12 protein-coding genes are annotated in these 13,746 nt (G+C 41.0%); 5 read left to right on the forward strand and 7 right to left on the reverse strand.

What is annotated here, in order from left to right:
* The first annotated feature begins 153 nt into the window (after window positions 1-153).
* On the forward strand, window positions 154-1,278 hold the full coding sequence (locus tag RMY27_RS31300) for a THUMP domain-containing class I SAM-dependent RNA methyltransferase (RefSeq protein WP_322668718.1): 1,125 nt from the start codon (window positions 154-156) through the stop codon (window positions 1,276-1,278).
* Window positions 1,279-1,853: 575 nt separating this feature from the next.
* A complete protein-coding gene (locus RMY27_RS31305) occupies window positions 1,854-2,120 on the forward strand; it encodes a hypothetical protein (protein WP_322668719.1) in 267 nt (88 codons plus the stop codon).
* A 250-nt stretch (window positions 2,121-2,370) separates the two neighbouring features.
* Here the strand turns inward: RMY27_RS31305 and RMY27_RS31310 are convergent, their stop codons facing one another.
* The 6 genes from RMY27_RS31310 to RMY27_RS31335 all read right to left on the reverse strand — a co-directional run bounded on the left by RMY27_RS31310 (window position 2,371) and on the right by RMY27_RS31335 (window position 9,848).
* Window positions 2,371-3,714 (reverse strand): TMEM143 family protein, encoded by a 1,344-nt coding sequence (locus RMY27_RS31310; protein WP_322668720.1) that lies wholly within the window; start codon window positions 3,712-3,714, stop codon window positions 2,371-2,373.
* A gap of 199 nt (window positions 3,715-3,913) precedes the next feature.
* Window positions 3,914-5,527: an NAD(P)/FAD-dependent oxidoreductase gene (locus tag RMY27_RS31315; protein ID WP_322668721.1), complete on the reverse strand. Its 1,614-nt coding sequence runs from the start codon at window positions 5,525-5,527 to the stop codon at window positions 3,914-3,916.
* Between the two features lie 202 nt (window positions 5,528-5,729).
* A complete protein-coding gene (locus tag RMY27_RS31320; RefSeq protein WP_322668722.1) occupies window positions 5,730-7,214 on the reverse strand; it encodes a helix-turn-helix transcriptional regulator in 1,485 nt (494 codons plus the stop codon).
* 276 nt (window positions 7,215-7,490) lie between these two features.
* The gene (locus RMY27_RS31325) at window positions 7,491-8,255 is read right to left on the reverse strand and encodes a hypothetical protein (RefSeq protein WP_322668723.1); all 765 of its coding nucleotides are present in this window, start codon (window positions 8,253-8,255) and stop codon (window positions 7,491-7,493) included.
* A gap of 392 nt (window positions 8,256-8,647) precedes the next feature.
* Window positions 8,648-9,130, reverse strand: coding sequence for a hypothetical protein (locus tag RMY27_RS31330; protein WP_322668724.1), 483 nt, complete (start codon window positions 9,128-9,130; stop codon window positions 8,648-8,650).
* 262 nt (window positions 9,131-9,392) lie between these two features.
* Complete coding sequence (locus RMY27_RS31335) at window positions 9,393-9,848, reverse strand: CAAD domain-containing protein (protein WP_322668725.1); 456 nt, start codon at window positions 9,846-9,848, stop codon at window positions 9,393-9,395.
* Between the two features lie 618 nt (window positions 9,849-10,466).
* Between RMY27_RS31335 and RMY27_RS31340 the strand changes: the two genes are divergently transcribed.
* The 3 genes from RMY27_RS31340 to RMY27_RS31350 all read left to right on the forward strand — a co-directional run bounded on the left by RMY27_RS31340 (window position 10,467) and on the right by RMY27_RS31350 (window position 12,485).
* Window positions 10,467-11,330 carry a DUF2382 domain-containing protein gene (locus RMY27_RS31340; RefSeq protein ID WP_322668726.1) on the forward strand — a complete coding sequence of 288 codons (864 nt, stop codon included), beginning with the start codon at window positions 10,467-10,469 and terminating at the stop codon, window positions 11,328-11,330.
* A gap of 127 nt (window positions 11,331-11,457) precedes the next feature.
* Window positions 11,458-11,895 (forward strand): hypothetical protein, encoded by a 438-nt coding sequence (locus RMY27_RS31345; RefSeq protein WP_322668727.1) that lies wholly within the window; start codon window positions 11,458-11,460, stop codon window positions 11,893-11,895.
* Window positions 11,896-11,963: 68 nt separating this feature from the next.
* Window positions 11,964-12,485, forward strand: a complete 522-nt coding sequence (locus RMY27_RS31350; protein ID WP_322668728.1) for a hypothetical protein — start codon at window positions 11,964-11,966, stop codon at window positions 12,483-12,485.
* A gap of 188 nt (window positions 12,486-12,673) precedes the next feature.
* Here the strand turns inward: RMY27_RS31350 and RMY27_RS31355 are convergent, their stop codons facing one another.
* Window positions 12,674-13,699 (reverse strand): LD-carboxypeptidase, encoded by a 1,026-nt coding sequence (locus RMY27_RS31355; protein WP_322668729.1) that lies wholly within the window; start codon window positions 13,697-13,699, stop codon window positions 12,674-12,676.
* Between the last annotated feature and the right edge of the window lie 47 nt (window positions 13,700-13,746).

Genomic DNA, 13,746 nt, shown 5'->3' on the forward strand with positions numbered 1-13,746 from the left:
TACCAAGTTTGCTTCTCCCCATTATATGCAGCTTCATTTTTAATTGGTATAAGGTTATAATCGCAGACTTAACGAGAGAGAATGTTACAAGATATGAGTTAAGCTAAAGTGCGTCAATGGGTGAACAGTGAAGATAATGCTTTGGATTAGAGGATGAATCAGTATTTTGCAACGGTTGCTCGCGGATTAGAAACCCTTGCAGCTCAGGAGTTAGAGCAACTGGGTGCCCATTCCGTAGAGCCGGGGTTTTGCGGTGTAGCCTTTGAGGGCGATCGCGCTCTACTTTATCGCGTCAACCTTTGGGCTAGGCTGCCGTTCCGAATTTTGGTGAATATCCATGAGTTTCCTTGCCTTGATGCCAAGGATCTCTATCGCGGTATCCAGACCATCGATTGGCAAAACTATCTGACGCCAGACATGACACTAGCGGTGAATGTCACGGGCAAAAACGATCGCCTCAACCACAGCCACTTCACATCTCTCCAGGTCAAAAATGCGATCGTCGACCAACAAAAAGAAAATCTGGGTGAGCGTTCAAATGTAGAGCTTCATGACCCAGATGTGCGGGTTAATGTTCACATTGAACGCGACTTTTGTACCGTTAAACTCGACAGTTCGGGAAATAGTCTGCACCGCCGAGGCTACCGTCCTGCGGTTGGAACAGCCCCTCTAAAGGAATCTCTGGCTGCTGCCCTAATTCAACTTTCGGATTGGCAAACAAACCAGATGTTCTACGATCCTCTCTGTGGATCTGGCACTTTACCTCTGGAAGCTAGCTTAAAGGCACTGAACATCGCACCCGGACTATTTCGCGATAGCTTTGGATTTGAAAATTGGCTCGATTTTGATCTGCCCCTTTTAGAAAAACTACTCCAAGAAGCTAAGGACAGCCAATTGGATACTCTTCCCGCACCTATTTGGGGAAGCGATCGCGATGAAAATATAATCGAGCAAGCGATTAACAATGCTCAAAACTGCGGTGTTGATAACCATGTATGGTTTTCTCAAATGGAGCTTGCCGATGTTGTCGCCCCCGCAGACAGTGGGGTTTTATTCTGCAATCCACCCTATGGCGAACGGCTGGGGCGAGATAGCGATTTAGGGGCATTCTATAAACTTTTGGGCGATGTGCTGAAACAACGCTTCAAAGGCTGGACTGCCTTTGTCCTGAGTGGCAACAAGGAACTGTCTCAATCGATTGGACTAAAATCATCCAAGCGAATTGCGGTGTACAACGGAGCGCTACCTTGTCAGTTAATGAAATATGAGTTGTATTAAGTACAGCATTTCATTAATTTGTAGCGAATTAAATTTGGCAATACCTTGTAATGCCAATGCATCTCTCTGCAATGTCAATGCATCCCCCTACATTAAAAATGCTACGCTTTTACGCAAAACTGTATGTAAGACAGAATCGATCAGATTTTGCTATTTCCGGTTTGTAAGCTGTCGCGCCTATAAGTTGCCTCATAATCTGTTAGGTAAAACCTGCAAACCCTCTCCTGTGTTCCTGCGCTCCTCTGCCCCTCTGCTTACCTAAATGTATCAACCTTATAGTGAAATGCTGTAAGCCCTTTTTTGTTACTCTGGGCAGATAAAAATTGCAGCTAAATGATGAAACTCAGATTTAGTCAAGAGATTAACGATCGCAAACTCAACAGAAACCTTCAAAGGAAGCTCTATGGGTAAAATTAATTCTGGGCAAGGATCGCAGATTATTCTTTGCCAAAAGTAACAAAAGAGGGGTAAGTCTATATTCTGGCAGTTAGTATCACAACTTTTGAAACAAGTGGCGGTATAATCTAGTCACTGACAATCTGCAATTTATTTATCCTTAAAAGGCAAGGCTATTTATGTCAGACCAATTCACCTTTAGCGTTACCAATAAAACTGAATTGGCAATTACAGAGTTGTGGGTATCTGTCGACGAGCAAGAGTGGGCCGCATTTAACTTGGGTGAGTCAGGGATTCCATCAGGTGAAACAGCAACAATTGCTTGGGCTGAATATACGAATGGTTCGCCCTGTGAATGGTACATCTCTGCTGTATTTGAAGATGAATCAGAAACAGAGTCAGCCCTATTTAACTTCTGTAAAGAACCAGCTTTAACAATCGGATAAATTCTGCACTGCGATCGCCACCGGAAAGGACGTGTAGGCCATCGCGCTTGATAGATGATTGCATATCGACTTTAGACATAAAAATAAAAGCCCTACCTAGAAAGTATCTAAGTGGGGCTTGATATTAGAATTAACATCGAAACCCTAGTACCGCAAGGCGGAAGTCAAAAGTCAAAAGTATTATGGAATGAGCTTTTTAGGGGTTTTAAATGGTTGCTATATTTACGCCGTGGCGTACTAGTCCATTTGCCTACAAGATTATCCCGTTATATTGAAAGGCATTATCCCAAACATAATCAATCACTGCTTTCGCATCATCCAAGGGGAGAACTTGACACGCTCCCTGCTGATTATAGGTTAGTAAAGAGACTTCTGGTACATTGTCTGTTGTTTCGCTGTTGGGAATTACTTGACCACGAATATCTTCTAGATTGCTCAGAGGCCCTTGAATATCAAAGTTAATCTTTGTGCCTAGTTTATTCTCCATCCAAGCTTCGATGCGAGAATCTAATTGTTGAGGGCTTAACGGTGCAGGACTGGTAAGTAAGTGATAGTATGCCAGAATAATTTCCTTACATTCTTCTTCTTCTGCCAAATCAATAAACATTTGAAAAACACTAGTATTATTAGCTAAATTCTGGAAAAATAACGTATCAGTAACTGTTTTTTGGAATTTGATTTTTTTATTTTTGTAATTATTGTATTGCTTAAAGGCAAATCCACCTAAAGATATAGTTAATGATAAAGTTGCCACCAAAACTGGCATAAAATTCCTGATTTGCTCCAACTCTACATTGAATAATTCAATTAAAAATGATACATTTAGTACTAGCAAAATTGCCGCAGCCAGCAATAATAAATTCGGCAATGTTCTTAATATCAAAGGAATTGCTGCCCCAATAGCAGGAATTCCAAATAGTAAGCGATCTTTCCAGGTCATACTCGTTTTCACATTAGGAAAGAGTAAATCGATATCTAGCTTGGGAATATTTTTATAGCAGTAAACATACATCTTACCGGGAATGAATTTCAAATCTTGGATGTTGACTTTCTTTGCACGAAAGTAAGCCGCTTCTTTGAACTTGACAAATAAAACAATCCGTTCCAAGATATCAATAGTCTTTTCTTTTCGCCAAAAGAATAACTTTTTTACCGAAATTTTTTTATAACTATCACCCCGGTAGTAACAGATAAAGCGGTCAAAATCCTCAAAATCCACTTGAGTTTTCAAATCAATTAGAGATGTGGTTGCCAGCGATCGCTTGACAATCGATTCAGGCAAAAGAATATAATTTGCTCTTTCGACAATATGTTGAAAAGCATCAACTACATTCAACTCCATTTCATCATATTGCTCGAAGGTTGGTGGAGTTATTGGTTGGATATCTTCATTGGGGTCAAAGGGTACATAATTATCTTTAATAATCTCTAAGGTTTTATGGAAGCGAAAGTGATAGTATGCAGTGAGGATTTTACAGAATTCTTGAAATTTTTTGGCATCAGCCTCATTTAGTTGATCGTCTTGCAGGCAAAGTTTGATAATATCGTTGCGAGTATAAGGAATGAATGCTTCTCGATTTTTGTCAACAACCATGTTCAAAGATTAATCGGAATATAACCAATGTGTTTGCCAAGCCCCAGGAAAATGGCGAGTCTCAAACATTATGTTTTTATTGATAACTAAATTTTAGTATCTTGTGTGGTAAGTCTGACAATTTTTCCTGAGCAGAGAGGGGAAATAAAGTTCGTAGTAAAGACTTTAATTCTGGATTTTTAAGCACGTTTTGTGCTTACTACAAACTCACATTCCTCAAAATACTTAAAGCCACCGCCTCTGCCACCTTAATCCCATCAATACCAGCCGAGAGAATCCCTCCTGCGTATCCCGCGCCTTCACCAGCCGGATAAAGACCGACTGTATTTAAACTCTGATAATCCTCTTTGCGTTTAATCCGAATCGGTGATGAAGTGCGGGTTTCTACCCCAGTCAACACGGCATCATCCATCGCAAATCCTTTGATTTGTTTGTCAAAAGCGGGAAGGGCTTCACGGATGGCTGCGATCGCATAATCTGGTAAACTCTGACTTAAATCACCCAAACGCACCCCTGGCGTATAAGACGGTTTAACAGTGCCAAATGCTGTAGAAGGGCGATGGTTAAGAAAGTCTCCCACCAACTGCCCTGGAGCTTCATAAGTTCCACCGCCCAATGCAAATGCCTTTTCTTCCAAGCGCCGTTGAAAGTCAATTCCCGCCAAAGCGTTCCCCGGATAATCTTCGGGGGTGATGCCGACAACGATCGCACTATTGGCATTGCGCTCATTGCGAGAGTATTGGCTCATCCCATTGGTGACGACTCGCCCCGGTTCTGATGCGGCTGCAACCACCAAACCTCCCGGACACATACAGAAACTATAAACAGAACGACCATTTTGACAGTGGTGAACCAGTTTGTAATCGGCAGCACCTAAAAGCTTATGACCAGCTTGAGCGCCGAAACGACATTGGTCAATGAGATACTGGGGATGTTCGACTCGAAAGCCTATAGAAAATGGTTTCGGCTCTATGTAAACTCCACGATTAAATAGCATTTGGAAGGTATCACGGGCGCTATGACCCACCGCCAAAACGACATAATCGCTGGCGATATATTCCCCACTGGCGAGGGTGACTCCCCGCACCTGTCCATTTTCGATATTGATATCTTCCACCCGACTTTGAAAGCGAATTTCACCGCCCAGAGATTCGATTTTGGCACGCATACTTTGGACGATTCCCACCAGTTTGAATGTGCCGATATGTGGTTTGTTGATATAGAGAATTTCTGGTGAGGCTCCTGCATTGACGAGTTCGGTTAGCACCTTGCGCCCATAGTGCTGAGGATCTTTGACTTGGCTGTAGAGTTTGCCATCGGAAAATGTACCCGCACCACCTTCACCAAATTGGGCATTAGATTCGGGGTTGAAATCTGATTTTTTCTTCCAAAAGCCAAAAGTATCAGCAGTGCGATCGCGGACTTGTTTGCCACGTTCTAAAATGATGGGACGGAACCCCATTTGCGCCAGCATCAAACCCGCAAACAATCCACAAGGCCCAGTACCAATGACGATGGGGCGAATCGCCAAATTGCTTGGTGCTTGTGCCACTGGGCGATAACTCATGTCTGGCGTGATCATCACATGAGGATCTTTTTTCAGGCGCTTGAGTAGATGAGTTTCCTGAGTCGTTTCTACATCCAGAATATAAACAAGGGTAATCTCTCCTTTCTTACGGGCATCGTAGCTACGCTTGAAGATGGAATAGCTAATCAAATCTTCGTCCGTGATTTGCAGCTTTTTGAAGATGGCAGTCTTGATAGCATCTTCAGGATGATCGAGCGGGAGCTTTACTTCTGTTAGGCGTAACATAGCGAGGAGAAATGCATACTGTCTATCAAAATATTAACAAGAGAGGCAGGAAGCATGACGAATACTGCCTTTTGCCGAAACCTTACATAAACACTAACTTTTCACGTCATGGAAAAACCTAACGTTCCTCCCAACACAGTTGCAACGAGTAATAATACATAGCAATAATTACCTCAGAGAAATAAGAAAAGTTTAGTTGAAATTAATACCTGTTAAGGTGTAGTTCCAGTGTATTGAGCAACTTAGGCAAGTCCTTTTGAGAAACCTGACGTGTACCCGTCTCGACTGCATCAACCCAGGAAACGCTTTTCTCCATCGTTGTAGCGAAAAATGCTCTAGACCAGCCTTTTGCTTTTCTCGCTTCTCTGATGAGATTACCTGATAGAGGCTGGATATTTGCACTTAGCTGATTCGAGTCCACGGTCAAGCGTTCCTGTACTTCTGCTGGTAAATGAAAACGCCATCTAGAATTGAGTATTTGATTCCAGTAACCTATAGGTCTTTTAGCAGTTTTGCTGCTTGTTAACCAAGCTGGGCCTGTTTCCAGTTCTGCTTGCCATCCGGCTTCTTTGACAACTTTCAAGTCAGTTTCCAAATCATCAGCCATTTGCCGTCTAAGCTGTCTGTCTTGCTCTGCTGTTGACACTTTGTCTGCACCGTAAGCAATCTCCATCAGAGTCTTGCCCATTACACAATCCTGGAATTCCGGTTTGATTTGGAAGGTTAGCCAGACTAACATTCTAGCCGCGCCAGCATTTTGTTTACCAATACTAAATAGTTTCTGTACGGTTTTCTTGGTAATAATTCCAGTGTGGTAGTGGTATTTAGATTTGTTAAGGAAGTATTTTGTCCATACTCCAGCTTGACCTATTACCTTTAAACCCACTAGCTTGTTATCACCAGCTTTATCTGTTTCAAAATCTCGTATTATGCTGATGTCCCAAATTTTTAAATCAGCAACAGTAAAAGCTCCAGCTTTACCCTGTTTAGGCGATGCAATACAAGCTAGTACTTGGGCAGGTTGCCGTAGCAAGGAGTACAAAATACTCAATTTTTCATGCTTGCATAAGTCCCTGCGTTTCACAAGCCCTGTGTATTCAAGTAGTTGCTTATCATCAATTACAAAATTGCCTGACCAAGGTTTATCTAGGCTAGCTACTAAGGCACAGTAAATCAGGTGAATAGCACACGCCCTTGGATCAAATTCGTTTATAACAACTAAAGCTGCCTCTTCTGCCAGTGTTTCTGGTTGTGGAGTTTCAGGATTATCTGTTACATAGTAAAAGATTTTTCCTTTTCCAGTTTCAGTTTCTCTTTCATAACTAAAAGTATTATTTACTTGATTCCATGAAAGATTCATTTTTTGAGATAAGACTTCGGCAACTCCATACAAAACTAGCGACAATGCAGCAACATTAGTCTTACTATCAGGAAATAAAGAAGCTTTTTTGAATTGCCGAGGTTTTGCTGAATCCTGGTAATTTAATTGTAAGTTTTGCTCAGATTGATTAACTCTGTCTTGAAGAGGAATTTGCTTTTTTAATTGAGTATTTGAGTGTTCCAGAGATTCTTCATCAAGAGCAACATTAGTTTCCTTTGGATTTGGATTACGGGAAATGGTAATTCCCATTAACTGGTGAAATAGATGCAGAAGCTTACTATATAAGGTTTTTGCTAAATGTTTCATTTTTCTACTACCAATCTGCTGCTCCTGTAGGTAATTTACAATAATGAAATAAAGCCTGAGTTTATTCTGATTGACCTTCTTAGAATATAACTCTCAGCCGCTTTTTGTCGCTTTAAACAATCACTAACAATGCAAGAGATTTTCCACTAGGTGATACCAATATAATAAAAAGTGGTCAAGTAAAAAAATTGATTTTTACTTAACCATAATTATCAGTGATGAGTTCAAGCTTTGACTGATTGTAATTACGAATTGCAGCTTTGCTGCTTGAGGTTACTAGCGGTACTGTTGGTCAGCTGGATCTCCATAGGGGTCTTCGCTAGCTGGGCGGATATTACCATACTGCCTATAATCTGCCGGATCTCCATAGGGGTCTTCGCTAGCTGGGCGGACGTTACCATACTGCCCGTAATCTGCCGGATCTCCATAGGGGTCTTGGCTAGCTGGACGGACGTTACCATACTGCCCGTAATCCGCCGGATCGCCGTAGGGGTCTTGGCTAGCTGGGCGGACGTTACCATACTGCCCGTAATTTCCTTGGTTGCCTCCTTGCATCAACTTTTTCATAGCTAGGGCGGCGATACCAGCCATCGCTCCCTTTGCTAATGGATTGCTCATAATGTTACCACCTTGACCACCCATAAAGCTCCCCGCAGCACCACTCATAATTTGACTGAGTATATCTGGTTGTTGCTGGTGAACCCGGCCTGTCGCTTGAGCAAGATAATTTGGGTCTTGAAAGCGATCGTCTATACCATCTTGGTTTAGATCGGGAAAATTCAAGTTTGAAGAGCGCGTCTGCTGTTGAAGGGAGCGACCAAACTGCATCCGCTCTTGTGGCGACATCCGACTAAAGGCTTCTTGTGCAGATTCCTGATAAAGGTCTGGAGGTAACTGTCTCGATACTTGCTGATAACGGTTTAAAACTTCTTCATCTGAGTATCCCTCATGAGGTAAGCCTTGCTCGTAGCGGTTGACAAAATTGCGGTAGTCATTTTCTGCTGCGTGACCACCACCGAAGATTTGTTCTAATAAATTCATTTGTGACTCCTAAACTGTGATTTTACTAAACTATCAACGGCAAAGTAATTACTTTTAATATATTAATTGTTATATTTTTTCAAAATCATCTATCAAAAGTTACTTTTACTTCGATAAAAGTATAACCATTAGTACATAAAACTCCGGTTTGAATTTTGAAAGCATCCTGAGACTAAAACCCCTCTTGTACAAAAATTAGAGGTCAAAATCTTTTCAACAATTAAATAGTATTGCTATATAATCGTATAAAATTTTAAAAAAGACTTTTCTGAGAAAGTATAATGATGCTTGATACTATACTTATAAGTCTTATTAACTTTAAATACGGAAAAAGTTTCTATTAAAAAATAGAATGACGCTTAAACGCCATCTATTTATAATCTGTACAGAAATTAATTTGTCGGAACAGTACCTGCACCCAAACCCCTTAAGTCTCGCCCTGTGGGACTGTTATTATATCCTTGAAAGTCCCGGTATTGTTGTGCTTCCTCCTCTGGAACACGAATACCCTCTTGTGGCGGTGTTACCCAGACAGGGCGATTTTGAGCATCTCGATAGTAAACACGCCCATTCTTAGAAAGGTAGTATTTCCCCTGCGCTCCCGCTCCTTGGGCATTCTTTCGCTGATTGTAGAGGTAGTAAAGTCCAGCAGCTCCTGCTAAGATTGCCACTTTCTGCCCTGTACTTAATCCCCTCCTAGCTTGGGGTTGATTTACGGGGGCGCGATTATTTAAATTTCTACCAACAGTATCGTCAACTGGAGGTGGCGCAGCATTTTGGGAACCTCCGCCGCAGCTAGAAAGCAGAGGGACTGTTAGCAATGTTGAAAGAAATACTGTTGTTGTCAGCGAAGCTAATCTATTTGTCTTGATCATACATTTTCTTTTCCAGATAATTTAGCTGATGTGGTATAAGATAGGACTTACGCAAAAGTGCTAAAAAGCTTAATTTATCGAGCCGCCATCTCTACGAGAGGCTTCCGCCAACGCCTAGCGTCTCGTTAGAGAAGAACGCCTTCGCAAAGCGTCTCGAAGAGAAGAACACCAAGAATCTACAGTTTTATACAATGGTCAAGCAAAACTCAGCTTTTTACTTGACCAAAACTTTAGATACACATATATCGCCACGATACTTTAGTTAGTTTAAAGTCTGTGATTCTTCTATGCCTAAAGTTTGTTTTTTAAGCAAGCGAATTTCTGCTGTTAATTCTTGCCGAGTGGAATCTTTGAGCAAATAGCGGGAAGTAAACCAAATTGTGTAACCAAGTCCAATTAATTCGAGAAATGGAGAAAGTAGGGGAATATCATTTATGGCGTTGAGTACCGCTAGAAAAATCCTTAATGCCGTAACTGTTAGCACAAGCAACCCAAAGCTGATAATCAGCGATTTGTATTCTTGGTAGAATCTACCTATATACTCAGGTATTTTTGCCAAAAATATAGAAATCTGGCTACCAATTTTTTGCCATTGTTCTTCATTTTCCGAGGCGGGTGGCAACATTGCCAGGTTTCCAGGCTCTGAACCTTTGAGTACTTCTATTTGGTTTGGGGAGGCAGTATTGGCGTACTGGTCTTGCTGTAATTCGGTATTCATAATTATCTCCTGATTTTCTGCAATGAGAGCAGTTTTAAAATTTACACTTTGTTATTATCAATTTTGGCAAAGCTTGCTTTTTAACTAGATTTATTACTCCTTAGCGGCACAGCTAAATATTTATTTGCAAATTCATTAGGACTTTAATAATATTTAGACATTTTTAGATTTCCTTCTCATCAATCTTTTGGCAGAGATTTCGTCTTCTATAAGAGTGATAGATGAGGTATTACAACTTCAGCAAATAAAGCTTTAACAATGTAAGGATATTTGATTTAAGTGTAAGGTGTTAATAAACATATCAAACTAGCTAGGTTTGATGGTATGTATTGATTGACTGGAGTTTAGTTTCGAGATTTACTGCTAGAAGCTAGTCACATAGATGCTAGAAACTAGTCACAGTATTTGCAAAAATTAGTTTAAATAAATTTTATAATTAGCAATATATTCATACTAAAAAGTTGTTTTTCATCATACTTTTGGGTTATAAAAATATATTCAATTACTTCGATTGATTAAATATCAAGATGATTTAAGTCAATCTTCGGAGAGAAGATATATATAAACTAAATTGTGTAATTTATAAAAAGACACAGCTAGATTTTCAGGAATAAAATAATGCCACTCCAAAAAATAAGTGAATTTGATGCAGACTACCTTAATACTCTTGAAGGTAACGACATCAAAGGAATGGGTGTGTATGTTCAAGGAACTGATGAGAAGATTGGTACAGTAAATGATGCTGTACTAGATGACCAAGGAGCATTCCGCTATTTGATTGTTGACATAGGCTTTTGGATTTTTGGCAAGAAAATCTTACTACCAGTTGGTAAATCGCGTATTGACTCCACAGCAAACCGTGTATATGTGGTTGGTATAACAAGAGAGCAAGCGGAAAATTTACCTGAATATCAAGAGCATACAACGCTTGACTACGACTATGAAGAACAGGTGCGTGGAGGATATCGCACACCGTCTGTAGAAAGTTCAGCTACGCTAGGAGCGACAGCTGGCGGTACTACTCCTAGTCCTGACAGCTACACCTACGCAGACGACGCGGATCTGTATGATGTCAGCGCTCACGAAGACCAAACCTTCAAACTCTACCAAGAAAGGCTAGTTGCTAATAAACAGCGCCGGAAAAGTGGAGAAGTATCGATTAGTAAGCATGTTGAAACCGAAACTGCAAGAGTTGCTGTTCCGGTGGAAAAAGAGCGAGTCGTAATTGAGCGAGTGACTTCTCAAGACACAGGCAAAGTTGTGTCGGCTGAAGCGACTGACTTTTCCGAGGGCGAGGTAGCACATATAAACCTCTATGAAGAAGTTCCAGACATCCAAAAGGAAGCTTTTTTGCGCGAAGAAGTCAGAGTGCAGAAAGTTGTAGACAAAGAAACCGTTGAAGCTCAAGAAACCATTCGACGCGAAGAATTAGATGTTGATACTGATGGAACTCGAATAGAGAATAAAACTGATCGGGGTTAACCTACTTAAACTACAAAGGTGATTGCATTTGAGTTGGTAGGAGTGGGTTTTCTACCTACTTCTACTAAAAATACTTTCAGTAGATTGATATTGCAGAAAAGTCTTTAGTTTAGATGAGGTGATTAAATTGAAAATAATTCAAAAGTTTCGTCGGGTTTTAATAGCTTTAGTGTTGGTATTAGTACTAACAACGACTGCCGCCTGTAGTGGTACTGTTCAAGCTAAACAACCAACTCAATTACCGTCTGGAATCAGTGATAGTGCCGACTATGCTTTGTTGTCACGCGGTAACAGTGTACAAGGCCAAGATTTTGGGAACTGGGTTGTTAGCACAGCCAAGGGAATTGTCCAAGATGCTTATGTACGTGACAACAATAAGTTAGGTGTCGTGATTACGCCTAAAGTTCGTCCGACCGAAGTCCGACCATTAGCAAAATCCTTACTCCAAGGTTTTCACAAAAATTTCCCCAATCAAGACTTAAAAGTTTTGATGTATGCACCAGACAAAAAACTGATTTTGACGGCTCAATATGATGTGCAATCTCAGCAAGTTGAGTATAAATAAAGACTCAATTTTTTGAGAAAACCTAAGTTAATTCAGTTGATTGCAAGTATAAAAAGGAGACATTTAAAATGAGCAGCAGTGACAAGTATAAACGCGAAATTTTCAACGAGTTGGCTCACGGTAATACAGAGTCTTTAGATGATGTTTCATCTGACCCAACTCAGGAATACCAAAATTTTGACGATTTTGCCCAGCGTTCATCTCACGATCAACGTCGGCAATTGTTTAGTAAATCTTTCAACCATAACAGCATTCCACCAAGCCAGCTGGAGCCAGAACTTCAAAAGGCGATCGCTCAGATTAAGCCTAACGAACGAGATGATGTTGCACGGGCATTTTTCAAGCACTTAAAGCAAAGAGGTCTAGACGAGCGCCATCTGGAGCGAGATTTGGGGCTTTCTACCCACAACCCCAACCACATGAATGCAGATGACCTCAGCAAGCTGGCATCTTTCACATATCATAGCCATCCTGACATTTTCCAAGAGGTGATGGCTGAACAACCAGCGATTCTTAAGTTTCTCAGTAATCCAATGGTAGGTGCAGCTTTAGGAGCGATCGCCTCTAAATGGTTTGGTCGTCATAAGTAAGCATTTCCAAACTTGATACACATAGTCCCAATACTACTCAGGTTTTGCATTTTGAACCCAAAGTTTGGTTTTGGGAAAAGGTTAAAGGGTAAGGGTTAAGGGTTTTTAATTTCCCTTTTCCCCTGCCCCTTTCCCCTTTAACCGACAAGTTGTGAGCCACTATTTTTTATTCCAACCTCTTGCTTCATTCACACAAAGCTAACAGCTGCCTCTAACATTCGTATTGTCCCAAGTTCAGCGTTTATTTCTACTTCCACACCGATTGGCAAGGTAAATTTATCCTTAATATGACCAATCATTGAACCGTACCAAGCAGGAATACCTAAAGGAAGTATGTGTTGTTGCAATACTTGCATTAATGTAAATGACGGTTCATCTCCAAGACTACATTTAGTGCATTGCCCAAAGATAAAGCCAGCAATTTGATTAAGTATCCCAGCAGTTTTTAACTGTGTCAGCATCCTATCTATACGATAAACATCTTCGCCAACTTCTTCCACAAACAGGATGCTTTTGTTCCAAGAAGGTAGGTAAGGTGAACCTACCATTGCTGATAAAACTGACAAGTTTCCACCCACAAGTTTACCTCTCGCCTTTCCCGGTGCTATTATCTCCACCCGCACTTCGCTAGGGTTGAGATTTTGCATAGTTACCGCTTCAGCATTAAATAGGATGCGCTTGAAGTAATCCACTGTAAATTGATTCCAGGTAGAGGTAGCAACTGGCCCATGAAAAGTAATCATTTGACTACGGGCATTAATTGCCAACAACAGCGTTGTAATATCGCTGTAACCGATGATAATTTTCGGATGGGAGCGGATTAGCGAGTAGTTGAGTAGGGGTAAAATGCGATTACAACCCCAACCACCACGCATGGGGATAATTGCTTTGATGGTGCGATCGCTAAACATCAAGTTTACATCATCGGCGCGATCGGCATCTTTACCCGCTAAATAGCCGTAACGATCTAAAATATGCTTGCCTAACTTGACTTTTAACCCTAACTGTGAAATTGATTTCTGCGCTGCTTCAATGTCTTTAGCGTCAACGATACCCGCAGGGGCGATTAATCCTACAGTATCGCCAACTTGCAGGCGGGGCGGCTTGCGGATGGTGTTTGTAACTAGTTTACCTTCAACTGTAAGTGCTGGTATTTGAGTGGCTAAAGTAGCGACTCCACAGGTTGTAAGAAATTGCCGACGCTTGATAGTCATAAACATTCAGTTGAGGATTAGGATTCTAAAAAGTTAGATCCCCGACA

Origin of the sequence: Nostoc sp. DedQUE09, from assembly GCF_034530915.1 — a bacterium.
GTDB lineage: Bacteria > Cyanobacteriota > Cyanobacteriia > Cyanobacteriales > Nostocaceae > Nostoc.

Coding starts and splice junctions, on each gene's coding strand:
- RMY27_RS31300 (WP_322668718.1), top strand. CDS start 154: ATGAATCAGTATTTTGCAACGGTTGCTCGCGGATTAGAAACCCTTGCA.
- RMY27_RS31305 (WP_322668719.1), top strand. CDS start 1,854: ATGTCAGACCAATTCACCTTTAGCGTTACCAATAAAACTGAATTGGCA.
- RMY27_RS31310 (WP_322668720.1), bottom strand. CDS start 3,714: ATGGTTGTTGACAAAAATCGAGAAGCATTCATTCCTTATACTCGCAAC.
- RMY27_RS31315 (WP_322668721.1), bottom strand. CDS start 5,527: ATGTTACGCCTAACAGAAGTAAAGCTCCCGCTCGATCATCCTGAAGAT.
- RMY27_RS31320 (WP_322668722.1), bottom strand. CDS start 7,214: ATGAAACATTTAGCAAAAACCTTATATAGTAAGCTTCTGCATCTATTT.
- RMY27_RS31325 (WP_322668723.1), bottom strand. CDS start 8,255: ATGAATTTATTAGAACAAATCTTCGGTGGTGGTCACGCAGCAGAAAAT.
- RMY27_RS31330 (WP_322668724.1), bottom strand. CDS start 9,130: ATGATCAAGACAAATAGATTAGCTTCGCTGACAACAACAGTATTTCTT.
- RMY27_RS31335 (WP_322668725.1), bottom strand. CDS start 9,848: ATGAATACCGAATTACAGCAAGACCAGTACGCCAATACTGCCTCCCCA.
- RMY27_RS31340 (WP_322668726.1), top strand. CDS start 10,467: ATGCCACTCCAAAAAATAAGTGAATTTGATGCAGACTACCTTAATACT.
- RMY27_RS31350 (WP_322668728.1), top strand. CDS start 11,964: ATGAGCAGCAGTGACAAGTATAAACGCGAAATTTTCAACGAGTTGGCT.
- RMY27_RS31355 (WP_322668729.1), bottom strand. CDS start 13,699: ATGACTATCAAGCGTCGGCAATTTCTTACAACCTGTGGAGTCGCTACT.